Genomic DNA, 25882 nt, shown 5'->3' on the forward strand with positions numbered 1-25882 from the left:
GCTTTCTTTTTTCTATAAATAAAACTATGATGCATAGATTAATAAGATAAGATGTCATTTTTATTAAAATAATATTTTGTTTGTATATTTTACAATAAGGTATACGCGATATATGCATCGTTTTTTTTATTTAACAACAATATTATGTGCGACTACTCTTACTACGGGTTGTGAGCCAGCAGCTAACTCAAACTCACAATCTGGCGTGTTTTATATCAGTAACAATAAAACCGTACCGTTAGTCTTTCAAATTGATGAAAATTCTTTTTGGCTTAATACAGGTGAAGTAAAAGAAATAAAATTAGAGAATGGAAAACATGTATTAGTTGATGCTGATGGAGAAAAGAAAATTTTTATGATTTATCCTGGTAATCATGGGGGGATAATTAATCCATCTAGGGATATTTACTATAGTTTTACCTCTGCTTTTTCACCTAAAGAAAATGACGAACACTTATACTTAACAACTCGTTCCATTTGGATTGATGGACAGCTTGTGAGTGGGGCTATTAATAGCTCTGATGCCACATTCATTGATAATAATATCTTTCAGTGTGAAATTCCTTTAAATAAACCTATTACAACGTATTTATCTGATTGGGATAATAAGAGAATGGGAAATGTATTAACTAAGTGTTTTTCCCAATCCGAATTTCAAGATTTTTTATCAAAAAAACCATATGACATTCATGTTTATTCTGAAGCATCTTTATTAGAAGCGCATAAGGAGCAAAATAAATATAACTGGATAAATAATGAGAACACGCGGACAGATGATTTTATACCGACAATAAGTAATATTACGTTTAATAATAGTGAGATGCTTAAAGAAGCTAAAAATATTTATAAAATAACCAATTCCTATTTAGCTTCTCGTGATCCAAGTGAAAAGATAAATTACTATAATCAATATCATTTTCATGTAATGGCAATGGCTATAGTTTATAGTCAGCAGATACGAAATGATATATTTGATGATAAAGAGGCTTATTTCAAACTGATAAATGAAACAGGACGTATATTTGGTGCAGGTATATTAAGTGAGCCTGCTTTAATATAAATAATTATTCACTTTTTATGTGATTAAAAAGACAATAGGTAATTATTACCAATCTATACCTTTTTGTGCTTTTATCCCACTATCAAAAGCATGTTTGATAGGCCGCATTTCTGTCACTGTATCAGCTAACTCAATTAATTTTCTATGGCAGCCTCTTCCTGTAATAATAACGTTTTGGTGTGCAGGGCGAGAGCTAATCGCTGAAATAACCTCATCTAATGGTAAATAGTTAAAGCTAATCATATAAGTTATTTCATCAAGGATAACTAAATCATACTCTGGGTTGTTAAGCAGTTTGAGTGCATATTGCCATGTATTTAAACAAGCCGTTGTATCGGCACTTTTATCTTGAGTTTCCCAAGTAAAGCCTGTCTCCATGACATAAAAAGGCACACCAAATTGCTCTAATAAATTACGTTCACCGTTTTCCCATGTTCCTTTAATAAACTGCACAACACCGACCTTTTTTTGATGACCAACAGCACGTGTTGCTGTACCCATTGCTGCTGTCGTTTTACCTTTACCATTACCTGTAAAGATCATCAAAATACCTTGTTCTCGTTGAGCTTGCTCAATTCGGGTATCTACTTTCTCTTTTAAGCGTTGTTGGCGTTTTTGGTGTTGTGCATCATTCATTTTTGACCTCGAATTTACATTATTCAGCAGGGCCTGCTTTACGGCCTGGTTGGGCATCTAAAGATTGTCCTTTCACATCAATGCTGTCATCACTCATCAGGTAGAGATATAACGGCATCAAGTCTTTAGGTGTTTTTAGCTTTTGTGCATTTTCATCAGGAAATGCACTGGCTCTCATTGCGGTACGAGTGCCACCAGGATTAATGCAGTTAATTCGTAAGGTGCTGTCGTTATATTCTTCATTGAGTACCTGCATAAAGCCTTCTGTTGCGAATTTGGAAACAGAATAAGCACCCCAACCGTAACGACCTTGGCGACCCACGCTGGATGTGGTGAGAATAAGACTTGCATGAGGGGCTTTTAGCATTAAAGGTAGCAGTGCTTTGGTCAGCATGAATGTCGCATTGACATTAACTTGCATAACATCATGCCAAAGGTTACTTGGTTGATTAATGATAGGTTCAACAACACCTAGCAGACCTGCATTTTGTAGCACACCATCAAGGTGAGGAAAGCGTTTAACAAGTGTATCAGCAAATTGCTGAAAATCGTTTTCCGTTGCTGTAAGTAAATCAAGGGGATACAACATGGGTTGTTGTCCACCTGATGTAATGATTTCTTCTTGAACATCTTCAAGTTTTGATAAAGTACGGCCTAATAAGATAAGTGTTGCGCCATATTGCGCATAAGTTAGTGCGGCTTCTTTTCCTATGCCATCACCAGCACCAGTTACTAGAATAATTTTATCTTTTAGCACGCTATGATCCGGTTGATATTGCAACATATTGATATCCTGTCTAGTAAAAAGTAAATAAAGTGTAACGTCTTATTTGTCTAGCGACCAGTTTAGTCTAGTTTTTTGTTTACAATTTATAGCTGACTTTTTTATGGTGTTACCCATAATTATGCCTTTGTGACTAGCGCTAAAGCAGAATTTCGTTAAACTAGGCATATTGGTTTTAGTCAGTGTTATTAACCTTAAAAAGAGGTCTTTGTGGAGTATATTTTACAATATGGACTGTTTTTAGCAGAGATTGCCACAGTTGTCGTGGCTATTATCGCTATTGTGTTGTTTTTTATCGTTATTGGAAATAAGAAGCAAAATCGAAAAGGCACGTTAAAAGTGACAGATCTTGCTGAAGCTTATGAAGAAAAACAGCGAGTAATGCAACAAGCGAGAATGGACGATGCTGAATTAAAGGTCTGGTACAAAGCGTTTAAAAAACAGCAGAAAAAAGAAAATAAACAAAGTAAAAACAATGCGAAAGAAGGTAAGAAAGGCGTTGTAAAACCTTGTTTATATGTTCTTGATTTCAACGGTAGTATGGATGCTCATGAAGTGGGTGCATTACGTGAAGAGATCAGTGCCATCCTTTCTGTTGCCCAAACTGGTGATGAAGTTTTACTCCGTTTAGAAAGCCCTGGTGGCATGGTTCACGGATATGGACTAGCAGCCGCGCAATTAACACGTTTAAAAGAAAAAGGTATTAAACTTACTGCAGTTGTCGATAAAGTCGCTGCAAGTGGTGGGTATATGATGGCTTGTGTGGCTGATAAAATCGTCGCAGCACCTTTTGCGATTATTGGCTCAATTGGTGTCGTTGCTCAAATCCCTAACATTCACCGATTGCTTAAGAAAAACGACATTGATGTTGAGTTACATACTGCTGGTGAATATAAACGTACATTAACTTTATTGGGTGAAAACACAGAAGAAGGTCGTGAGAAATTTAAACAAGATTTAAATGAAACACACCTGTTATTTAAAGCTTTTGTACATAAATATCGCCCTCAACTTGATATTGATAGTGTCGCTACTGGAGAATATTGGTATGGCACAGAAGCATTGAATAAAGGCTTAATTGATGAAGTTGGTGTGAGTGATGATTGGTTAATTAATCACATTAACGACTATGAAGTCTTTTCTGTTCGATATATTCTTAAAAAGAAAATGGTTGAACGTGTTACAAGTGGTGCAATGGAAAGCGTTGATAAATTGATGATGCGCTGGGTTCAAAGAAGCAAGAAACCATTGCTATAACCCACCTGAGTACACAAAATTAAGCTTTATTAGCGATACCGAGAATTTAAAACCTAAAGCTTGGTATCGCTGTCATTTTCCCTTCTTGTTCATCAATACTTCTTGAATTTTTCAAACAGATATTTTGATGCTTTATTGGCAAATCGTATTGCTGTAAGGCAAAAAAAAGCCAGTGAAGTATTCACTGGCAATCAAAGAAATAATTGATATTGCTTAACAACAACAGGGTAAATATTTCCTCTTTCTAGGAAGTATCAATATAGCGGTAAAAACAAAATAAAAATAATTGATATTACTGATTGTATTAATAGGTGAGTGTAATCCTAAATATAGGAGAATAATAAATAGCCCTCTGTTTTTGCATTTTTATTCTTTAAATGTGATTTTTTATGCCAGTTATTTTTATTGGAAAAACAATAACTGGCAAGTAACTTCTCTTTCTCGATAGTGAGATTAAGTGTGAAATAATCCTAATGGCGATTATTCTAAATGATACTTATCTGATAGCACATGTGCTAAATGCTTAAACATATTAAAAGCCGCAGTGCTTTTTGCCGTAGGTAAACCTTGCTCATCTAAAAAAAATTCACCTTTAAATACGAGGACATTACCTTTTTGTTCAACAGAATCTGCATGCATACCTTGTAAATAATCTTCATGTTCGCATATGATTTTATTCGCTTTTTCAAGTAGCATCTCTGTTGTAATAGGTGTAGTTTGTGTTGACATAATCTGTGCTCCTTAGAAAAATAATTTGTTGCGCCTCACTTTTTATCAGGTAGAGTGTGGCATTTTTAAAAGCTTAGCTACGCTATATGTAGCAAATATAATTTGCCCGTTGCCCGATCAAAGCAGTGAGGTGATTAAAATACCTCAAAAAAAGTAATGAGTTTTGAGCTCAAACAAAAGCTTTGAATAAAAACAGGTTGATATATTGCAAAACTAACGCAATATAAAAAAGAGATTTTAAACATTTTTTTAGTTGAGGGTATTAAACAATACCGTCATAACAAAGTTTAATTAGGTAAAGGTAATTATGGGTAAAGCTCTTGTAATCGTGGAGTCCCCGGCAAAAGCCAAAACGATCAATAAATATCTTGGCAATGACTACGTAGTTAAATCTAGCGTGGGTCACATTCGTGATTTGCCCAAGAGTGGTTCTGGCAGCCAGAAGAGCGAAAACTCATCCGCCACGAAAGGCGTGAAAAAAGTTAAAAAGGATGAGAAATCAGCCTTAGTCAGCCGTATGGGAATCGATCCTTATAATGGGTGGAATGCGAACTATCAAATTCTACCCGGCAAAGAAAAGGTTGTGGCTGAACTAAAAGCATTGGCTGATAAAGCTGATCATGTCTATCTCGCAACGGACCTTGACCGCGAAGGAGAAGCTATCGCGTGGCATTTACGCGAAGTTATCGGCGGTGATGATGAAAGATTTAGTCGAGTGGTTTTTAACGAAATCACGAAAAATGCCATTACACAAGCTTTTCAAACTCCAGGTGAGTTAAATATAGACCGCGTTAACGCGCAACAAGCACGTCGTTTTATGGATCGTGTTGTGGGCTATATGGTTTCACCTTTACTTTGGAAAAAAGTCGCTCGTGGATTATCTGCGGGCCGAGTGCAATCTGTAGCTGTTCGTCTATTGGTTGAGCGTGAACGTGAAATTAAGGCCTTTGTTCCTGAAGAATATTGGCAGTTACACGCATCATTATTAACACCTGATGAACAACCATTGCGTATGGAAGTCACGCATTATAATGATAAAGCCTTCAATCCAGTTTCATCTGATGAAACACAGGTTGCGGTTAATGCATTAAAAAATGCAACCTTCACAGTAAAAGATCGTGAAGATAGACCAACATCAAGCAAGCCAAGCGCACCACTTATCACATCAACTTTACAACAAGCGGCCAGTACGCGTTTAAGTTTTGGTGTGAAAAAGACAATGATGCTAGCTCAACGCCTTTATGAAGCTGGTTATATTACCTATATGCGTACTGACTCGACTAACTTAAGTCAGGATGCAATTCAAATGGCGCGTGATTATATTAGCGAGCAATTTGGTGCTAAGTATTTGCCGAAAGAACCAAATGTTTATTCGAGCAAAGAAAATTCGCAAGAAGCGCACGAAGCTATTCGTCCTTCGGATGTCAACGTTATCGCAGAATCTTTAAAAGATATGGATAACGATGCCAAACGATTATATCAACTAATTTGGAATCAATTTGTGGCGTGTCAAATGACACCAGCAAAATATGATTCAACGACATTAACTGTCGAATCAGGTGATTATAAATTACGTGCTAAAGGCCGTACTTTACGTTTTGCGGGTTGGACGAAAGTGATGCCTGCAATGCGTAATAAAGATGAAGATAAAACGTTGCCGGCTGTTGATGTAGGGGCGAAATTGGCTTTAGCTGAATTAGAACCGACTCAACACTTTACTAAGCCACCAGCACGTTTTAGCGAAGCGACTTTAGTTAAAGAATTAGAAAAACGCGGTATTGGCCGTCCTTCAACTTATGCGTCTATTATTTCCACTATTCAAGATCGTGGTTATGTAAAAGTTGAAAACCGCCGTTTTTATGCAGAAAAAATGGGTGAAATTGTCACAGATCGCTTAGAAGAGAATTTTAGCGATTTAATGAATTACGATTTCACTGCGCAAATGGAAGATCACCTCGACCATGTTGCAAACAACGAAGAAAATTGGAAAGCGGTATTAGATGCATTCTTTACTGATTTTAGTCAGCAATTAGAAGTTGCTGAAAAAGATCCAGAAGAAGGAGGAATGCGACCAAATCCAATGGTAATCACTTCTATTGAGTGCCCAACTTGTTCTCGTCATATGGGAATTAGAACGGCGACAACAGGGGTATTCTTGGGATGTTCAGGTTACGCATTACCGCCCAAAGAACGTTGTAAACAGACTATTAACCTTATTCCTGAAGATGAATTATTGAATATTCTGGAAGGGGAAGATGCAGAAACTAACGCATTACGAGCTCGTCGCCGTTGCCCGAAATGTGGTACTGCAATGGACAGTTACCTGATTGACACGCATCGTAAATTACATGTTTGTGGTAATAACCCTGCATGTGATGGTTATGAAGTTGAAGAGGGTGAATTCCGCTTAAAAGGTTACGAAGGGCCTGTTATTGAGTGTGATAAATGTGGCTCTGAAATGCACCTGAAAATGGGGCGTTTTGGTAAATACATGGGTTGCACTAATGATGAATGTAAAAATACCCGTAAAATCTTAAAAAGTGGTGAAATTGCGCCACCAAAGGAAGATCCTGTACCGCTTCCTGAGTTACCATGTGAAAAATCTGATGCGTATTTTGTCTTACGTGATGGTGCCGCGGGTGTATTCTTAGCCGCAAATACCTTCCCTAAATCAAGAGAAACGCGCGCACCAAAAGTAGAAGAATTGGTTCGCTTTAAAGACAGATTAGCAGAGAAAATGCGCTATTTAGCTGAAGCGCCTGTGGCTGATCCAGAAGGAAATCCAACTATTGTGCGGTTTAGTCGTAAAACTAAACAACAATATGTTTCTTCTGAAAAAGATGGCAAAGCAACGGGTTGGTCTGCGTTTTATGTCGATGGTAAATGGGTTGAAAAAACCAAATAATATTGGCATCACTCGATAAATAAAAAAGCGACTAATGAGAGTTAGTCGCTTTTTTTGCATGAAGAAGATATGCTAATTAATGTACATTGAAACAGTGTAAGTGGTTAATTTCTATTTGTCTGATATTTTACTTTGCTAATAATAAGACGGAGATACTATGAAACTGATGCCTTTGTTACTCTCTGGTTTACTCTTCACCTCAGTGGCGAGTGCGGCCACATTAGATGTCACGTTAAAAGAAGCACTTCCTACAGGTGCAGGTAATGATATTGGTGTTGTTACCATCACTGAAACCGATTATGGACTGTTATTTACGCCAAAATTGACAGGATTAACACCTGGTGTGCATGGTTTTCATATTCATGCTAATGGCTCTTGTGAGCCAGATATGAAAGAGGGTAAACCTGTTCCTGCTTTAAAAGCCGGTGGTCATTTAGATCCGGAAAAAACCGGTGTTCACTTGGGACCTTATAATAAAGAAGGGCACTTAGGTGATTTACCTGGATTGGTTGTTAATGATAAAGGCGTTGCTGATTACGCAGTATTAGCGCCAAAACTGACTAAACTTGAGCAAGTGAAAGATAAAGCCATAATGGTGCATGTCGGTGGTGATAACTATTCAGATAATCCAGAAGCACTTGGCGGTGGTGGTGCAAGAATGGCATGCGGTGTTATTAAATAATCTAAGGCCATTATTGTTCTGAAATAAAAGCTGACATCGAGTCAGCTTTTTTTATACTTATTTATAGCTTATAACTATTCGATATAACAAAACCTAAATAACCCTATTAATTACGTTAGACCGAAATGAAATAAGTGATATAGTGGTTATATATTACATCTTTATTATTCCTTTTAGTTATATGAATATAAATAGAATAACGGAATAATAAGTCTTTTGTTGAAGGGATAGCCTCTCTATGAAATTACAACAGTTGCGTTATATCGTTGAAGTGGTGAATAACGATTTAAATGTATCAACCACGGCAGAGCGTTTGTATACATCTCAACCGGGGATAAGTAAGCAGATCCGCATGTTAGAAGATGAATTAGGTATACAAATATTTTCTCGTAGTGGTAAACATTTAACGCATGTGACACCCGCAGGTGAAGAGATTGTTAGGCTGTCTAGAGAAATATTGTCGAAAACAGAAGCCATTCGATCTGCAGCTGGTGAACATACTTATCCAGACAGAGGTTCGCTGTCTATTGCAACAACACATACTCAAGCTCGTTATGTATTGCCACCTGTGATAAAAGGCTTTATTGAGCGCTACCCTGATGTTTCATTACATATGAATCAAGGTTCACCAACACAAATAGCTGAAGATGTTTGCAGAGGTAAAAGTGATTTCGCTATTGCGACAGAGTCACTGCATCTTTATAACGATTTAGTGATGCTACCTTGTTATCGTTGGAACCGTATTGTGGTGGTTCCTAAAGATCATCCTTTAGCACAAAAAAGAGAAGTCACACTGAAAGAGCTTTCTTGTTACGACATCGTGACTTATACCCAAGGTTTTACAGGGCGTTCTGATCTCGATGATGCTTTTGGCAAAGTAGGTTTAAAACCTAAAATTGTTTTCACTGCAACAGATGCTGATGTCATTAAAACGTATGTAAGATTACATTTAGGTATTGGTGTAATTGCTAGTATGGCGTTTGATCCTGTGCTAGACAGTGATTTAGTGGCGATTGATATGCGAGATAAATTTAGCTATAGCACCACTAAAATTGCATTCCGCCGTAGTGGTTTCTTACGTGGTTACATGTATGACTTTATGTGGCGTTTCGCTCCACATTTAACTCGTAATTTAATTGAACAAGCCGTTACATTGCGAACACATGAAGAAATTGAAGAGCTATTTAAAGATATTGAATTGCCATTAGTGTAATACTGAAAGGCGGGTAATTCCCGCCTTCAAGCGTAATCATCAATCTTAACTCCGTATAACTTATTTCAAATAAAAATCCCCACTAAAGAAAGCGTCTGACTTTGTAATGCTTAGTTGACGATACTTATTTAAAAAATCATAAAATTGTTGATTAATTTTCGGATCATCCAGTGCGTTAGCATCAAAGATAGAGGTGATCGTGCTGTACTCTAAGGACACCGTAAATTTACGTCCAATACAACTAGCAAGAAGCATTTTTGCAGATTGATATGAAAAACGTAAGCTCAAGATTTTTAACTTAGGTACAAAAATAAGGTGGTTATTATGATTAAGGATCTCGGTCACTCCTGCAATGGTTATTGTTTGATAACTATCTAATGATTGTCGTAATCCAATTTCTATTTTTTGGCCTTGAGTACGTAAAAAATCAATAAATTCACCTAAAGCAGGTGAAGTGGCATTAATTGCTGTACCAAGTAATAACTGAATAAAAGCTTGAGCAACAGAAAAATCAAATGTCTGTTTATGGAGTTTTTTCGTTTCCACCTTATTGTGCCCTAAAAGAGGAAGATGATTCAGCGTCTCTAACCAATGTTCAGGACGATAATAGGCTTCATTGTCTTCTTTTTTTAATGCGGCCAGATGGTTCGCTATGATAGAAATTAGTCCAATTTGAATATTTTTAAGTTGTGACATTTTTTCTATTTCGAATTCTTCAAACAATTTTGGTGAGGCGATGATAAATTGCACCAGACCTTCAGTATCTTTTAGATTTTGAGAATGTAATGAGTTTATCGATAAAGTTTGCGGAAAAGGAGGTTTGATAGGTTCAGCAAAGTAACGATCGGCAGTTATTATATTCTTTAGTAACTCAGATTGTTTATTATTCATAAATATTATCCTTTCACAGTTATACCTCCGTTATTAAATCCTAATTAGATGAAAACCTTGAGACTAAAATTTATTAACACCATGACAGCCATAACATTACGTTAACAAATCGTGTGATCCTTAAGCGAAATTATGAGTTATATGATATGTTTAATAGATAACCTTACCTATTTTGATGGTTTAAACATGCTGTCAGTATAAAAATAAGAAGGAGGAGCTATGTCGTTACACTTGAAAAAAGAGAGCCATTCCACGCTCTTAGTTGGATCTCGTGAATATGAGTATTACCGCCTTACTGAAGTTGCTCGTCAATTAGGCGATATTACCCGTCTTCCTAAATCTCTGAAGGTACTGTTAGAAAATTTAGTACGTTATCTCGATAATGATACGGTTGTTGAAGATGATATTAAGGCGTTAGTTGATTGGCAAAAAACAGCCCATGCATCTCGTGAAATAGCTTATCGACCAGCAAGGGTTTTAATGCAGGACTTTACAGGTGTACCTGCTGTTGTTGACTTAGCTGCAATGCGAGAAGCCGTAAAATCATTAGGCGGACAGGTGGAAAAGGTCAATCCATTATCGCCCGTTGATTTAGTTATTGATCACTCTGTGATGGTTGATGAATACGCAAGTAAAAATGCATTTGCTGAAAACGTTGAAATAGAAATGGAACGTAACTATGAACGTTACCTTTTCTTGCGTTGGGGGCAGCAATCGTTTGAACGTTTTCGTGTTGTGCCACCAGGAACAGGGATTTGCCATCAAGTAAACCTTGAGTATTTAGGTAAAGCTATCTGGTCTGAAGAAAAAAATGGCCGTTATGTAGCTTATCCAGATACCTTAGTAGGAACAGATTCTCACACCACCATGATTAATGGTCTTGGTGTTTTAGGCTGGGGAGTTGGAGGTATTGAAGCTGAAGCTGCAATGTTAGGTCAGCCTATTTCAATGCTTATTCCTGATGTTGTTGGTTTTAAACTGACAGGCAAACTACGAGAAGGTATTACTGCAACAGATCTTGTACTTACTGTCACTCAAATGTTACGAGCCCATGGTGTAGTAGGAAAATTTGTTGAGTTTTACGGAGATGGTTTAGCCTCATTACCTTTAGCTGATCGAGCAACGATAGCGAATATGTCGCCAGAATACGGAGCAACATGTGGCTTTTTCCCAATAGACAATATTACGCTTGATTATTTGCGTTTAACTGGGCGAGAAGAGCAAGAAATCGCTTTAGTTGAAGCTTATAGTAAAGAGCAAGGTTTATGGCGTCATGCTGGTGATGAGCCTATCTTTACCTCTACATTATCCCTTGATATGGGAACAGTTGAAGCAAGCCTAGCTGGGCCTAAACGTCCTCAAGATAGAGTGAATTTAGCAAGTGTTCCTAATGCATTTAAAGCGGCAGTAGATCTTGAAACCAATAAGAAACCACTGGCGCAGTTTCCTCAAGTAAAAATTGATGATTACCCTGAATTTGAGTTAACTGATGGTGCTGTCGTGATTGCAGCGATCACATCTTGTACTAATACTTCAAACCCGAATGTCTTAATGGCCGCGGGGTTACTGGCTAAAAATGCGGTAGAAAAGGGATTACAGCGTAAACCTTGGGTAAAATCTTCTTTAGCTCCCGGCTCTAAAGTGGTCACAGATTACCTTAATTTAGCGGGATTAACGCCTTATCTTGATGAGTTAGGTTTTAATCTTGTGGGTTACGGTTGCACGACTTGTATTGGTAACTCTGGGCCTTTATTAGCACCGATTGAAAGCGCAATTAAAGACAATGATTTAACTATTGCAGCGATATTATCAGGTAACCGTAACTTTGAAGGTCGAATTCATCCTCTAGTAAAAACTAACTGGTTAGCTTCGCCTCCGCTGGTGGTTGCTTATGCATTGTCAGGGAATATGAGTATCGATCTTACTAAAGAACCTTTAGGTAAAGATAAGCAGGGTAACCCTGTTTACTTAAAAGATATTTGGCCTGACAGTAAAGCAATTGCGGATGCTGTTGAAAAAGTGAAAACAGAGATGTTCCATAAAGAGTACTCTGCGGTGTTTGAAGGAGATGAGACGTGGAAATCACTGAAAACACAAAATACGCCAGTGTATACTTGGCAGGCAGATTCTACTTATATTCGTCATCCTCCTTTCTTTAAAGGAATGACAAAAACGCCAGCACCAATTAACGATATTCACCAAGCCAGTATCTTGGCAATTTTAGGTGATTCGGTAACAACTGACCATATTTCACCTGCTGGAAATATTAAAGCTGATAGTCCCGCTGGACGTTATTTGCGTGAGCATGGGGTAGAACCGAAAGATTTTAACTCCTATGGCTCTCGACGTGGTAACCATGAAGTTATGATGCGAGGCACCTTTGCCAATATTCGTATTCGTAATGAAATGGTACCGGGAATTGAAGGTGGTTTTACCAAACATATTCCAACGGGGGAAACGTTAGCAATTTATGATGCTGCAATGCGCTACCAGCAAGAAAATACTCCATTGGCGATCATTGCAGGGAGTGAGTATGGTTCAGGCTCTAGCCGTGACTGGGCAGCAAAAGGAACGCGTTTATTAGGTGTTCGTGTCGTGATTGCGGGTTCTTTTGAACGTATTCATCGTTCTAACTTAATTGGTATGGGGGTTTTACCGTTAGAATTCCCAGCTGGTGTTACACGTCAAACATTAGGATTAAACGGTGATGAGAAAATTGAGATCACTGGGCTTAATGCATTAACACCAGGTCAAGATGTCGCGGTTAATATTACTTTTGCGGATAATCGCACTGAAACTATTATGGCGCGTTGCCGTATTGATACACAAACCGAACTCGCTTATTTCCAACATGGTGGCATATTACATTATGTTATTCGTAATATGCTTTAATTAGGTCTTATTGATATTGCTAAACGCCTCATTATAAAAATGGGGCGTTTTTTTAGGTTGCTTAAGTGGAGTCTGCCATAAAAAAGCTAATAAATTTTTACCAACCCTGAACTGCACCACCATTAAAAATAGTTTCGGCGGCTGTTGCAACTTCGGGGGATTGATAAGCCTTGATAAAATCACGCACATTATTAGCGTCTTTGTTGTCTTCTCTTGCCACTATAATATTGGTGTAAGGCGAGTTTTTATCTTCAATAAAAATACTGTCTTTTGTCGGAGATAAATTAATTTGTTGGATGTAAGTGGTACTAATAATGGCAACGGTGACTTTCGGATCGTTTAACACTCGTGGTAACTGTGCGCCTTCTAACTCCATAATTTTTAATTTAAGAGGATTATCAATAATATCGATGGCAGTAGGTAACAAGCCACTATTTGGTTTTAATGTGATAAGTTTTTCTTTATCTAATAACAGTAAAGCTCGGCCCAAGTTGGTTGGATCGTTAGGAACTGCAATGGTATCGCCAGATTTTAATTCAGAAGGGTGTTTGATTTTTGTTGAATAGCCGGCCATAGGAAAAACAAAGGTATTGCCCACAGCCACTAAATTATAACCCCGAGATTGATTATCTTGAGCAAGAAAAGGGCGATGCTGAAAAACATTCGCATCTAATTCTTTATTTGCTGTGGGATCATTAGGTAATAATGAGCCACTAAAACCCACTAATTCAACCTCTAAACCATATTTTTCTTTAGCGACTTTTTTGGCAATTTCAGCCACATCTTGTTCAGCGCCATTGATCACACCAACTTTGATTGAATAGCTGTTTTTATCACTATTATCACAGCCTGTTAATAATGTTCCCACTAATAATAGCGCGCCGAAAATCCTACCAGAAAAATGTAATGGCATAATGTTTTCCTATCAAAATTTATTTATTAATAAATAACTTAGAATCAGATAGATAGTCAATGAAATCGCATATGACAAATTTTCACATGATATAATTTAATGACGAATGATCTGTAAAAAAGAAGGAAATATAAGCAAAGAAAAATAGATAAAGAATGAATTTACAAGGTAATAGAATAAAAAGAGCTAAATAAAAATCCGAGCAACTCAGACTCGGATTTGAAAATTATTAATGCTGTGCTGTTACTTTATTATTGCGCTTTCTTAAATAAAAGATGTCCCATTTTATCGGCTTTGGTATCAAGATAATGAGCATTACTTGGATTACGTCCGACAATCAGAGGAACTCGCTCGATAACATTAATACCTGCGGCTTTCATGATTTCAATTTTTTTCGGATTATTGGTTAATAACCGCACCTCATGAACACCTAATAGATTATACATGTCAGCACAAAGGGTAAAATCACGTTCGTCAGCTTTAAAACCTAATTCGAGGTTTGCTTCAACAGTATCTAACCCTTTATCTTGTAATGCATAAGCTCTGATTTTATTTAGTAAGCCAATATTACGGCCTTCTTGGCGATGATAAAGTAAGACACCACGACCCGCTTTGCTTATTTGTGAAAGTGCAGCTTCAAGTTGGAAACCACAGTCACAACGCAAACTAAATAAGGCATCACCCGTTAAGCATTCTGAATGAATACGAGATAATACAGGCTCTGAGCCTGAGATATCGCCATAGACTAGGGCGACGTGATCTTTACCTGTTGCGATTTCTTCAAAACCGACCATTAAAAACTCACCAAAAGGAGTAGGTAGTTTTGCTTCTGCGATACGTCTTAATTTCATTATTTTTGACTCATAATTTCAGGTGAAACTCTCGCTCAAGATTATACACTTTATAACGAGAACAAAGAGAAATAAAACACTGAAATGTTTCCATGTCTGATAGGCAAGGAAATGGGATAACACACACTTATAAATTCACACCACTACAAATTATCAGATTTTGAGCCTTATTGCATAATGATTTATTGCTAAACGAGCATCGTTTATACTGATAAACTTTAAAGATAAACGAAAGACAGTGTTTGTATTTGAGAAGGGTCGATATATTGAATAAGAAGATAACAAAATTAATTTTATTAGGCAGTATATTACTCTTAATCATACCTAGTGTAGTATTAATGCTGGGTTGGCAATGGCAACCGACTGATCACCCTTTAGGGGGAATTAGCACATTGTGGATAGCAGACAGTGCAGCGAAACCTTGGGGAGCCATTAGCGTTATTGTGTTTTTAGTATTACTGTTTATGGTTTTGAAATTAAAACGTAATAATTTTATTCAATTAGCCGTGATAATTGTTGCGACCTTAGCCATTGGGCAGTTAGTTAAGGTTGCAGTTAAAAATACAGTCAAAGAACCTCGTCCTTATGTTGTTTGGGTCAGTGACAATTTACACATTACACCAGAGGCGTTTTATCAAGTTCCCAGATCAGCGCGGGAACAATTACTCCAAAATGGATTGGCAAATTCCCCTATGATCCCCGCATGGCAACTTAAACATTGGAAAGCGGAAACGGGTTATGCTTTTCCATCCGGACATAGCTTATTTGCAGCAACACTCGCCTTGTTTGTTTTTGTCCTTTTTATGTTGCGCAGTCATTATTTTTTAGCAACACTCGGGTTATTATGGGGAATCGATGTCACTGTAGGGCGTATTGTGTTGGGAATGCACTGGGCATCTGACGTGATTGTGGGTATTCTTATAAGTACTATGCTGGTTTGGTGTGCATTTAAGGTGATTGAGCGACGTTTATTACTCAAATCCTGACGATAGCCCTTATTTTTGAGATACAGAATGTCTTTTTCAGTATTTATGTGAAAAAATATACGAAAATCAGTTGATTCTAAGAAATGACTTTCTTTGTGCGCAGTGAAAATGCTACCTTTATCTGTCCACTAAAGAAAAGAGAATAAAAAAGGAAATAATGTGAAAAAAGTCCTACTTTTTATTTTGGTTATTCTTGTTTTTGCCATCGTGGTCATTGCCATGACTTTAGGCTCAAATAACGATCAGGTAGTCACATTCAATTACCTTATTGCTCAAGGGGAATATCGTATTTCTACCTTGTTAGCCACACTGTTTGGTGTCGGCTTTGTTCTTGGTTGGATTGTGAGTGGTGTTTTCTATTTGCGCGCCCGTTTATCACTAGGCCGAGCAAAACGTAAAATTAAACGTCTTGAAAGCGCTCAAACCAAACAAGAAAGCCAAGAAAGTCGCCCAACGGTTGCTTCTGCTACGAAATAAGGACGATAGCTGATGCTAGAATTGCTGTTTCTGTTACTACCTGTCGCGGCAGCTTACGGCTGGTATATGGGGCGTCGTGGCGCCCAACAGGATAAACAGCAGAATGCCGATCGCCTGTCACGAGAATACGTGGCGGGTGTTAACTTCTTACTTTCGGATCAACAAGATAAAGCTGTTGATCTCTTCCTTGAAATGCTTAAAGAAGATAGTTCTGCTTTTGAGGCACATCTTACGTTAGGCAATCTTTTCCGCTCTCGTGGTGAAGTTGAACGCGCAATTCGTATTCACCAATCCTTAATGGAAAGTGCAGCGCTTTCTTTTGATCAACGTCTCCTAGCTGTTCAACAACTTGGCCGTGACTATGTTGCTGCGGGAGTTTACGATCGAGCTGAAAATATGTTTCAGCAACTTATTGATGAGCAAGAGTTTCGCCAAAGTGCGTTACAATCTTTGCTGGCTATTTACCAGTTAACAAGTGATTGGGGCAAAGCCATCGAAACAGCTGAAAAATTAGTAAAATTAGGTCAGCATGAATTAAAAGAACAAATATCACATTTTTACTGTGAGTTGGCACTTCAAGAAATGAGTAGTGATAATCTTGATAGTGCACTTAATTTTCTACAAAAAGCAGGCCAAGCAGATCCCCTCTGTGCTCGTGTTTCAATTATGTATGGTCGTATTTATATTGCTCGTGATGAGAAACAAAAAGCCATTGAAGTGCTGATGAAAGTTATTGAGCAAGATAAAGAGATGGTAAGTGAAACATTACCTATGCTTTTTGAATGTTTTCAGACGCAAGAAGATAATTCTCGTTGGGAGGCGTATTTACGCCAATGTGTTGATAGTAATAGCGGTGCTATTGCTGAACTCTACCTTGCAGATATCATTGAAGCCAAAGAAGGTATTGAAGCTGCTCAGCTTTATATTAACCGCCAATTAGAACGCCATCCTACAATGCGACTTTTCTATCGCTTAATGCGTTACCATTTAGCTGAAGCAGAAGAAGGTCGAGCTAAAGAAAGTCTTATTTTATTGCGTTATATGGTTGGTGAACAAATTCGTACCAAACCAGATTATCGTTGCCATAAATGTGGTTTTACCTCTCATGCATTATATTGGCATTGTCCATCCTGTCGTTCATGGGATACCGTTAAACCTATTCGCGGTTTAGATGGTCAGTGACGATGTCACTTTTTTAATAGTCTCTTTATAAATAAAGGCCCTAAAATGTCATTTCATTGTGATAAAAAATCGCCCGAGTTCACCTGCGCGCCCGTTATTGTGGCATTAGACTATGAAGATCAAAAAAGTGCATTAGATTTTGCACAACGTATCGATCCCTCATCTTGCCGTTTAAAAATTGGTAAAGAGATGTTTACCCGTTTTGGCCCTCAATTTGTTACGCAGTTACAAAAAGACGGTTTTGACATTTTCTTGGATCTAAAATTTCATGATATTCCAAATACAGTTGCAAGAGCCGTTGCAGCTGCGGCTGATTTAGGTGTATGGATGGTGAACGTACATGCAAGTGGTGGCAGTCGCATGATGCGTGCAGCTAAAGAAAGCCTTGTATCCTATGGCAAAGACGCACCACTTTTAACAGCAGTAACAGTGTTAACGAGTATGGATCAGTCTGATTTGATTGAATTGGGTATAACATTAACACCCGCAGAACAAGCTGAGCGCTTGGCGTTACTGACAAAATCTTGTGGCCTTGATGGTGTTGTTTGCTCTGCACATGAAGCTACACGTTTTAAACAAGTTTGTGGTGATGATTTCTTATTAGTGACACCAGGTATTCGCCCTGCAGGAAGTGATGTTGGTGATCAGCGTCGAGTTATGACGCCAGAACAAGCCATTGCAGCAGGGGTTGATTATATGGTGATTGGACGTCCTATTACACGTAGTGATAATCCTCTTGAAACGTTGCAACAAATTAATCGTTCTATACTCTAAATAACTCAAGATGTAGCTAAGTGACAATACACTGCATCTTAATAGTATGACGAATATATACAAGGTATGTAATTAACATGGATAATAACTCTCGTTTGGTTTATTCCACAGATGCGGGTCGCATTAAAGAAGAAGAACAAAAGCCTGTACGTCCTGTCGGTGATGGTATTGTGCGTATTCAGCGTCAAACTAGTGGGCGTAAAGGTAAGGGTGTTTGTGTTGTTTCAGGTATCGATCTGGATGATGCAGAGCTAGCCAAACTTGCCGCAGAACTAAAGAAAAAATGTGGCTGTGGTGGTAGTGTAAAAGACGGTTTAATTGAGATCCAAGGTGATAAACGTGATTTAATTAAATCGCTATTAGAAGCCAAAGGAATGAAAGTTAAACTGGCTGGTGGCTGATTTAGCTAGCTAGATAGCAATGAAATGAATAAGGGTGCGCTGATTTTCTATTGAGATTAGCGCATTTTTTATTGTTATTAATAGATGTCTTTTTAAAGGTGTTTTATGAAAGCGTATTTGATGATTGTAACGTTGTTGTATTCTTCTATGCTTTTGGCAGAAAGCAAAATAGATAAAGTGATTGTCCATGATAAATATTGTTCTTCACCAGAGCAGACAATGGATGAAGTTTACGAGCATGGGGCAATAACCAACTGTATTTATACTGGACTTTCAATCACTGATGCGTATAAAAAATATGTGAGCGAACACGATGAAGCTTATCTTGAAAAAGTCATTAGAGTGAATAATAACATCCAAAAAGAGTACACTAATGATGCCGTTTCTGTGGACTATAATTGGGAAAACCCCAAAAAATTAATAATAGAACAGCAGTTTGCAGGTGGTTTTACCGAAATATTATTAGAAGAAGATCAGAAGGGCACTAAAATAACCATCATAGGTCATCCTGATTAAGTATTAGTCAAACAGAGAACACCATAAGCAAAATTATAGGTGACAATGTCACCTACTTGTTTATATTTCATTCTATTCTTTCTCTTCGATTTTTAGATATTTCACAGGCACGGACAGCGTTAACCATACGCCATTATCAGCCTGATAAAATTCAAAACCTTCACTAAACATTTTTTCACTATCAACAATTAAAACAACGGCTTTTCCATGACGATTGCCGACGTTCACTGCTGTTTTATAATCTTGTGATAGATGAACATATTGGCGACCATTCGGTATTAAACCTTGATTAAAAATACTGTCGATAAAACGAGTCGCTGTACCGTGATAAAGTATTTTAGGAGGAGTAATAGCTTGGTAATCAACCGTAGTCTTAAGAGAGTGCCCTTGAACGGCACGAATAAAAAGCCCATTTTCTGAAATAGCGAAACGCTTTTTATCATTCGTTTTAACTACATCGTTAATCAGTTCAAGGGTTAGTTGTGTGCCTTTTTTCTGCGCTAACAAGATCAATTGTGATATTTCACCCCATCCTTGCTCATCAAGTGATAAACCAATACTTTCAGGGGAGTGTCGTAATATATAGCTTAAAAAACGGCTAATCTGTACTTTATCTTTCATTAATTCAATCCATTTGTTATTTACTAAATTTATGGTCTGAGTGTTTTATTTCCTTAATACCATAAAAATATTCCCTTTTTATTCCCTTTAAATTTCTAGTGTTATGTCTAGCAAAGATAATAGGCATAAAAAAACTGATGGCTCAAAATGAACCATCAGCTTTATTGTATACCGACTACAGACTAATTAGATAGGGCGAGCAACGATATTACGAGTTTCAAGTTTTACATCTTCGATGCGAACAGGAATGATATCATTGAGTTTATAAGCACTTTCACCTTTCACAATTACTGTACCCGTTTCTTGACTGCATTGAATTTCATCACGCACAGCATGTAAGAAAGGAGCCGGGATAAAGGCTACTGCGCCATTTTCAACTAAGCGAACGCGAATACCACCACGTGTAATATCGATAATTTCAGCGTTAAATGGTGTTTCAGTACCCGTAAAAGGTTTTAAGAAACGTGCATATAACCAATCACCCACATCTCGTTCAGCCATACGATTAGCACGACGGCGTTCTGCAATACGAATACCATCTTCTTCTTGTGGCTTTTCAGCAGGCTCTTTACTGATAATCGCTTTTAGTAAACGGTGATTTAAAATATCACTGTATTTACGGATCGGTGATGTCCATGTTGCGTAAGCTTCCAGTCCTAAACCAAAGTGTGGGCCTGGCTCTGATTTGATTTCAGCAAAGTTTTGGTAACGACGAATACGGCTATCAAGGAATTGATTAGGTTGGTTATCTAGCTCACGACGTAATTGGCAGAAACCTTCAAGGGTTAACAAACTTTCAGAAGTGGTTTCAATGCCATTATCTTTTAAAGTTTGTACAACTTGATCGATATAAAGTGGATCAAAACCAGTGTGAACGTTATAAACACCGAAGCCTAAGTTTTTCGCCAGCACTTTAGCTGCACAGATATTGGCTGTGATCATTGCTTCTTCGACAATGCGATTTGCAATACGACGATTTTCAGCCACGATATCTAACACATTACCACCTTCATCGAGAATAAAGCGGTAATCAGGGCGTTCTTTAAAGACCAGAGCATGTTTCTCACGCCATTCATGACGTTTTTCACACATCTCTTTTAATAACATTACTTGTTCATGAACGATGTCATTCTCTGGTTTCCAATCGCTGTTAGCGCCTTCTAACCAATCTGAAATATGGTCGTAAACCAGTTTGGCTTTTGATTCTACCCATGCAGAATAGAAGTGAATATCTTCATGTAATGCACCATCTTGTGCAATGCTGACTTGGCAGACTAATGCGGGGCGCTTTTCATTAGGGCGTAATGAGCAAATGTTATCAGATAGCTCACGAGGCAACATTGGGATGTTAAAGCCCGGTAGATAGTTAGTTAGTGCGCGTTGTGCCGCAATTTTATCTAATTCACTATTCGGCAAAATATAAGCCGTAGGATCGGCAATGGCGATAAATAGCGTTAATTGACCGTTCTCTTCTTTACGAATAAAGAGTGCGTCATCCATGTCTTCTGTTGATGCACTATCAATAGTGACAAAGGAGAGAGAAGTCAGATCTTCACGAGGTAATGCATCATGTAATGTAAGTGCTTCGTTGCCCATTTCTGGTGCATCACGCTCAAGTTGATGACGCATTAAGGTTACCCACCAAGGGGCAAAGTGATCGTCTTTATCTGTAATATAGTCGGTGATTTCTGCCTGAAAACCTTTATCACCTTTATTAAGTGGGTGACGGCGCATAACCGCAACAGCCCAATCTTGATCGACAAAGTTATGGGTTAAACCTTGAGCCGGACGGCAAGGAATTGCATCTTTTAGTAGAGGATGGTCTGGTATTATCCACAGGCGGTTATCACCCTCTTTTCTCTGAATACGGCCGACAAAACGAGTTAAAAAGGGCTCAACTAATTCTTCAGGTTCAACTGATTCTTTGTCGTTATTGGTATGAACAGCGGCAATTACACGGTCACCGTGCATCACTTTTTTCATTTGCGGAGGGGGAATAAAATAGCTTTTCTGACCATCAACTTCAAGGAAGCCAAAGCCTTTATCTGTTCCCTTTACAAGGCCTTCCACGCGCGGTGTTTGGGCATGGAGTTGCTGTTTTAGCTGTGCAAGCAGCGGATTGTCTTGAAACATATTTTTCCGGAAAGTCGGCAGTTTTAATAATAAAAGTGGGCAATAGTTTTATTCGATTGTGCGTAGCGACGCAAGTAATATTGCATCAGAAAAACAGACAAATCGGTAAATTTTTATTCAGGATCTGTTTTTTCTTTAAATTCACACAGATCTTCAATAATACAAGAGCCACACCGTGGTTTTCGTGCAATACAGGTATAACGACCATGAAGAATAAGCCAGTGATGGCAATCAACTTTAAATTCTGCCGGAACAACCTTTAATAGTTTTTGCTCAACTTCATTGACATTCTTGCCAGGGGCAAAGCCTGTACGATTACTCACTCTAAAGATATGTGTATCGACAGCAATTGTTGGCCAGCCAAATGCAGTATTTAAAACAACATTTGCAGTTTTGCGACCAACACCAGGCAAAGCTTCAAGGGCTTCTCTGTTTTCAGGAACCTCGCTGTGATGTTTATCCACCAAGATTTGACAGGTCTTAATCACATTTTCAGCTTTGGTATTATATAGGCCAATGGTTTTAATGTATTTCTTAAGTCCATCCACCCCTAAATTCAGGATAGCTTGTGGTGTGTTGGCAACTGGATAAAGTTTAGCAGTTGCCTTATTGACACTCACATCGGTCGCTTGTGCAGAGAGTAACACGGAGATCAATAGTTCAAACGGAGAGTCAAATTTTAGCTCTGTCGTAGGTTGCGGATTGTTATCACGCAACCGAGTTAGAATTTCAATACGTTTTGCTTGATTCATTATGCTCACAAATTAATTTTTAACGATATGACTACCACAGCCTTGTTCTTTTTCATAAGTTTTCATTGTCGAAGCACTGCGCTTTTTCTGTCTTTCATCGATAAGGTATTTTCCCGCTAACATAAAGCCTAAACCGATAAAAGCACCTGGCGGTAAAATGGCAAGTAAGAAGGGTGAATCTAAATGAACTATTTCGATTCTTAATACTTGAGCCCATTCACCTAACAGTAAATCTGCACCGTCAAATAATGTTCCGTTACCTAAAATTTCACGGATCGCGCCTAACACAAAGAGTGCGGCTGTTGCCCCTAATCCCATAGCTAAACCATCAATGGCAGAAGGAAAGACTTCATTTTTAGCTGCGAAGGCTTCAGCACGGCCAATAACAATACAGTTGGTGACTATTAATGGAATAAAGATCCCCAACGATTGGTATAAACCATAGGCGTATGCGTTGATCAGTAATTGCACAGCACTGACGACAGACGCGATTATCATAACATAAATTGGGATACGAATTTCAGAAGGAACCCAACGACGTAAACTTGAAACTGCCACATTGGTGCAAAATAGCACTAATGTTGTCGCAAGTCCTAAGCCTAGCGCGTTAGTTGCTGTAGAGGAAACCGCCAGTAAAGGGCATAGACCAAGTAATTGCACTAGGGCTGAGTTGTTTGTCCATAACCCTTGAGCAAAGAGCGTTTTAATGGAGTTCATATTAATTCGCCTCACAGACAGAGAGTGTTTCTAACTTCTCTGGTAATGATTGTATTAGCCATGCTGTGCGTTTTGATGAGTTAACGACAGCGCGGGGGGTAATCGTCGCACCTGTAAATTGATCAAAATCGCCGCCATCTTTTTTTACCGCCCAATGTGGATCGTTTTCACCGGAAATGAATTTATGACTCAGTGTTGTGATCCAATCGGAAATGCGTGTCTCAATTTTATCACCCAGACCAGGAGTTTCGTTATGTGCGGTTACACGAACACCTAGAACGTTGCCTTTAAAGTCAGCGCCAACAAGAAGTTCAATTGCACCTGAATAGCCATCTGGCGCGGTAGATTCTAAAGCCGCTGCAACGGGTTTACCTTCTAAACGTGCGACATAAAGTTTATGAGGTTTTGAATTTCCCAATTCAGGTGCTGTAAGTAGATAACAATCTTTAGAAAGTTCATTGTCATACATTGCTTGAGGGATCACCTGATCCAATAATTTTTGTTTTTCTATAGCCACTTGCTCTGCAATGGTATCTGCGGTTAAGTGGTATACCACAGCGGTTAAACCTGTTGTACAAGCCGCAAAGACAGCTAATGTTAGCCCATGACGTTTTAAGATTTCGATCATCATTTTCTCCTTGGCACATTAATGCCCATAAACACGAGGGCGTGTATAGCTATCGATTAAAGGTACAGCGATATTGGCAAGTAATACTGAAAAGGCAACAGCGTCTGGATATCCACCATAAACACGGATAACCCAAACTAATAAACCAATCATTCCCGCATAAATTAAACGACCTTTAGGGGTTGTAGAGGCACTTACAGGATCAGTCGCTATGAAGAAAGCCCCTAACATTGTTGCCCCTGAGAAGATTTGTAATAGGGGTTGCGAGTAACGAGTAGGATCGATACCCCAACTAATAACTGAACATAAGGCTAACATTGAGATCATCGCAACAGGGATATGCCAGCTAATAATGCGTTTATAGAGCAGAACTAATCCACCAACTAAATAAGCTACATTCACCCATTGCCATCCAATGCCAGCAAACTCACCTTGTAAAATAGGTGTCGCTAACACTTCATCAATAGAATGAGTTAATAATCCAGTTTTAAAACTATCAAGAGGTGTAGCTTGTGTAATGCCATCAACAGAACGTCTTAAATCTTCAAGTGTTAAGCCTGATGATGTATGACCTGTAAAGAAGATACTTAAACTGTCCATGACATTGTAAGAGACTGCTTGTAATTCAACAGGAGGCATCCACGATGTCATTTGCACTGGGAATGAGATAAGTAAAACTACATAACCTACCATTGCGGGGTTAAATGGATTTTGCCCTAAACCGCCATAAATATGTTTTGCGATAACGACAGCAACAAAGGTACCTAAAACAATGATCCACCATGGTGCCAAAGGCGGAATGCTAATTGCGAGCAATACACCAGTAAGCAGTGCGGAATTATCTTTAAGGTAAAGTAATGGATCTTCTTTTTTGAGTTTTACGCATACAGTTTCAGCCACAAGCGCAACGATGATGGCTAATATAATTTGGTAAATAGTGCCTAAACCAAAAAAATAGATCTGACTGATGATCCCCGGTAATGCCGCTAATGTAACCCATAGCATAACTTGGCTGGTGGATTGCTGATTATGCGTAAAAGGGGAACTAGCAATTTTTAATTTACTGTTGTTATTTTGTATCGGTCTAAATTTCATCTGTGATTAATCCAAGGTAACTTCTTCTTTAGCTCGACGTTGTTCGGCTTCTTTTTTCGCTTTTACTCTGGCAATAGCTGCCGCAACGGCTGCTTTGCGCGGATCGACATCTTCGGCTTTGGCGCTTTCAACAGGAGCTTCAACGGCTGGTGTTGCTTGAGAAGCTTGCTGTTCTTTTTTCGCTTTTACTCTGGCAATAGCGGCCGCAACGGCTGCTTTGCGCGGATCGACATCTTCGGCTTTGGCGCTTTCAACAGGAGCTTCAACGGTTGGCGTTGCTTGAGAAGCTGGCTGTGCTTTTTTCGCTTTTACTCTGGCAATAGCGGCCGCAACAGCTGCTTTGCGCGGATCGACATCTTCGGCTTTGACGCTTTCAACAGGAGCTTCAACGGCTGGTGTTGCTTGAGAAGCTTGCTGTTCTTTTTTCGCTTTTACTCTGGCAATAGCGGCCGCAACAGCAGCTTTGCGTGGATCGACATCTCCGGCTTTGGCGCTTTCAACAGGAGCTTCAACGGTTGGCGTTGCTTGAGAAGCTTGCTGTTCTTTTTTCGCTTTTACTCTGGCAATAGCGGCCGCAACAGCAGCTTTGCGTGGATCGACATCTTCGGTTTCAGCGCTTTCAACAGGAGCTTCAACGGTTGGTGTTGCTTGAGAAACTTGCTGTGCTTTTTTGGCTTTCACACGAGCCAGTGCGGCCGCAACAGCTGCTTTGCGCGGATCGACATCTTCGGCTTTGGCGCTTTCAACAGGAGCTTCAACGGTTGGCGTTGCTTGAGAAGCTTGCTGT

Annotated in this window: 24 protein-coding genes and 1 pseudogene; 12 read left to right on the forward strand and 13 right to left on the reverse strand. The window is 38.6% G+C overall.

All coding sequences use genetic code 11. The annotated features are described in order from the left end of the window. Positions 1-112: 112 nt before the first annotated feature. Entirely contained in the window at positions 113-1060 is a 948-nt protein-coding gene (locus tag DK866_RS09825) for a hypothetical protein (RefSeq protein ID WP_109408752.1), read from the forward strand. A gap of 45 nt (positions 1061-1105) precedes the next feature. On the opposite strand, the gene cobO is transcribed toward DK866_RS09825, so the two are convergent. After that, positions 1106-1696, reverse strand: a complete 591-nt coding sequence (gene cobO / locus DK866_RS09830; RefSeq protein WP_109408753.1) for a cob(I)yrinic acid a,c-diamide adenosyltransferase — start codon at positions 1694-1696, stop codon at positions 1106-1108. Between the two features lie 19 nt (positions 1697-1715). Next, positions 1716-2477, reverse strand: a complete 762-nt coding sequence (locus DK866_RS09835; RefSeq protein ID WP_176694681.1) for a YciK family oxidoreductase — start codon at positions 2475-2477, stop codon at positions 1716-1718. Between the two features lie 213 nt (positions 2478-2690). Between DK866_RS09835 and sohB the strand changes: the two genes are divergently transcribed. Further along, positions 2691-3737 carry a protease SohB gene (gene sohB / locus DK866_RS09840; protein WP_109408754.1) on the forward strand — a complete coding sequence of 349 codons (1047 nt, stop codon included), beginning with the start codon at positions 2691-2693 and terminating at the stop codon, positions 3735-3737. A gap of 480 nt (positions 3738-4217) precedes the next feature. Here the strand turns inward: sohB and DK866_RS09845 are convergent, their stop codons facing one another. Then, the gene (locus DK866_RS09845) at positions 4218-4466 is read right to left on the reverse strand and encodes a YciN family protein (RefSeq protein WP_072068001.1); all 249 of its coding nucleotides are present in this window, start codon (positions 4464-4466) and stop codon (positions 4218-4220) included. 307 nt (positions 4467-4773) lie between these two features. Between DK866_RS09845 and topA the strand changes: the two genes are divergently transcribed. The 3 genes from topA (at position 4774) to cysB (ending at position 9266) form a co-directional block, all read left to right on the forward strand. Further along, a complete protein-coding gene (topA, locus tag DK866_RS09850) occupies positions 4774-7371 on the forward strand; it encodes a type I DNA topoisomerase (RefSeq protein ID WP_109408755.1) in 2598 nt (865 codons plus the stop codon). Between the two features lie 157 nt (positions 7372-7528). Continuing rightward, positions 7529-8053: a superoxide dismutase family protein gene (gene sodC / locus DK866_RS09855; protein ID WP_109408756.1), complete on the forward strand. Its 525-nt coding sequence runs from the start codon at positions 7529-7531 to the stop codon at positions 8051-8053. Between the two features lie 238 nt (positions 8054-8291). Continuing rightward, positions 8292-9266, forward strand: a complete 975-nt coding sequence (gene cysB / locus DK866_RS09860) for an HTH-type transcriptional regulator CysB (RefSeq protein ID WP_109408757.1) — start codon at positions 8292-8294, stop codon at positions 9264-9266. 60 nt (positions 9267-9326) lie between these two features. Here cysB and DK866_RS09865 read toward each other — a convergent pair whose 3' ends face one another. Continuing rightward, positions 9327-10157 (reverse strand): hypothetical protein, encoded by an 831-nt coding sequence (locus tag DK866_RS09865; RefSeq protein WP_109408758.1) that lies wholly within the window; start codon positions 10155-10157, stop codon positions 9327-9329. A gap of 219 nt (positions 10158-10376) precedes the next feature. Here DK866_RS09865 and acnA point away from each other — a divergent pair, with 219 nt between their 5' ends. Further along, positions 10377-13049, forward strand: a complete 2673-nt coding sequence (acnA, locus tag DK866_RS09870) for an aconitate hydratase AcnA (protein WP_109408759.1) — start codon at positions 10377-10379, stop codon at positions 13047-13049. 97 nt (positions 13050-13146) lie between these two features. Here the strand turns inward: acnA and nlpA are convergent, their stop codons facing one another. Beyond that, positions 13147-13962, reverse strand: a complete 816-nt coding sequence (gene nlpA, locus DK866_RS09875; RefSeq protein WP_109408760.1) for a lipoprotein NlpA — start codon at positions 13960-13962, stop codon at positions 13147-13149. A 251-nt stretch (positions 13963-14213) separates the two neighbouring features. After that, a complete protein-coding gene (gene ribA, locus DK866_RS09880; RefSeq protein ID WP_075672080.1) occupies positions 14214-14813 on the reverse strand; it encodes a GTP cyclohydrolase II in 600 nt (199 codons plus the stop codon). A gap of 266 nt (positions 14814-15079) precedes the next feature. Between ribA and pgpB the strand changes: the two genes are divergently transcribed. The 6 genes from pgpB to DK866_RS09910 all read left to right on the forward strand — a co-directional run bounded on the left by pgpB (position 15080) and on the right by DK866_RS09910 (position 19149). Next, on the forward strand, positions 15080-15799 hold the full coding sequence (gene pgpB, locus DK866_RS09885) for a phosphatidylglycerophosphatase B (protein ID WP_109408761.1): 720 nt from the start codon (positions 15080-15082) through the stop codon (positions 15797-15799). Between the two features lie 159 nt (positions 15800-15958). Continuing rightward, positions 15959-16276, forward strand: coding sequence for a LapA family protein (locus DK866_RS09890; protein ID WP_109408762.1), 318 nt, complete (start codon positions 15959-15961; stop codon positions 16274-16276). Between the two features lie 12 nt (positions 16277-16288). Beyond that, the gene (gene lapB, locus DK866_RS09895) at positions 16289-17458 is read left to right on the forward strand and encodes a lipopolysaccharide assembly protein LapB (RefSeq protein WP_109408763.1); all 1170 of its coding nucleotides are present in this window, start codon (positions 16289-16291) and stop codon (positions 17456-17458) included. Between the two features lie 45 nt (positions 17459-17503). Next, positions 17504-18232, forward strand: a complete 729-nt coding sequence (pyrF, locus tag DK866_RS09900; protein WP_109408764.1) for an orotidine-5'-phosphate decarboxylase — start codon at positions 17504-17506, stop codon at positions 18230-18232. Between the two features lie 77 nt (positions 18233-18309). Beyond that, positions 18310-18633 carry a stress response translation initiation inhibitor YciH gene (gene yciH, locus DK866_RS09905; protein ID WP_072068012.1) on the forward strand — a complete coding sequence of 108 codons (324 nt, stop codon included), beginning with the start codon at positions 18310-18312 and terminating at the stop codon, positions 18631-18633. 105 nt (positions 18634-18738) lie between these two features. Next, positions 18739-19149 (forward strand): hypothetical protein, encoded by a 411-nt coding sequence (locus tag DK866_RS09910; protein ID WP_109408765.1) that lies wholly within the window; start codon positions 18739-18741, stop codon positions 19147-19149. Between the two features lie 72 nt (positions 19150-19221). Here the strand turns inward: DK866_RS09910 and DK866_RS09915 are convergent, their stop codons facing one another. The 7 genes and pseudogenes from DK866_RS09915 to DK866_RS09945 all read right to left on the reverse strand — a co-directional run. Beyond that, on the reverse strand, positions 19222-19770 hold the full coding sequence (locus tag DK866_RS09915) for an RNA 2'-phosphotransferase (protein ID WP_109408766.1): 549 nt from the start codon (positions 19768-19770) through the stop codon (positions 19222-19224). Between the two features lie 186 nt (positions 19771-19956). Further along, entirely contained in the window at positions 19957-21903 is a 1947-nt protein-coding gene (locus DK866_RS09920; protein ID WP_109408767.1) for an exoribonuclease II, read from the reverse strand. Positions 21904-22016: 113 nt separating this feature from the next. Next, positions 22017-22655, reverse strand: a complete 639-nt coding sequence (gene nth / locus DK866_RS09925; protein ID WP_109408768.1) for an endonuclease III — start codon at positions 22653-22655, stop codon at positions 22017-22019. Positions 22656-22667: 12 nt separating this feature from the next. Continuing rightward, positions 22668-23372 (reverse strand): electron transport complex subunit E, encoded by a 705-nt coding sequence (locus tag DK866_RS09930; protein WP_036937069.1) that lies wholly within the window; start codon positions 23370-23372, stop codon positions 22668-22670. 1 nt (position 23373) lies between these two features. Beyond that, entirely contained in the window at positions 23374-24000 is a 627-nt protein-coding gene (gene rsxG, locus DK866_RS09935) for an electron transport complex subunit RsxG (protein ID WP_109408769.1), read from the reverse strand. Positions 24001-24018: 18 nt separating this feature from the next. Next, a complete protein-coding gene (gene rsxD, locus DK866_RS09940) occupies positions 24019-25095 on the reverse strand; it encodes an electron transport complex subunit RsxD (protein WP_109408770.1) in 1077 nt (358 codons plus the stop codon). A 6-nt stretch (positions 25096-25101) separates the two neighbouring features. After that, positions 25102-25882: pseudogene (locus DK866_RS09945) on the reverse strand (electron transport complex subunit RsxC); the annotation flags it as partial.

Source organism: Proteus genomosp. 4 str. ATCC 51469, assembly GCF_003144375.1.
In the GTDB taxonomy this organism is placed as follows: domain Bacteria; phylum Pseudomonadota; class Gammaproteobacteria; order Enterobacterales; family Enterobacteriaceae; genus Proteus.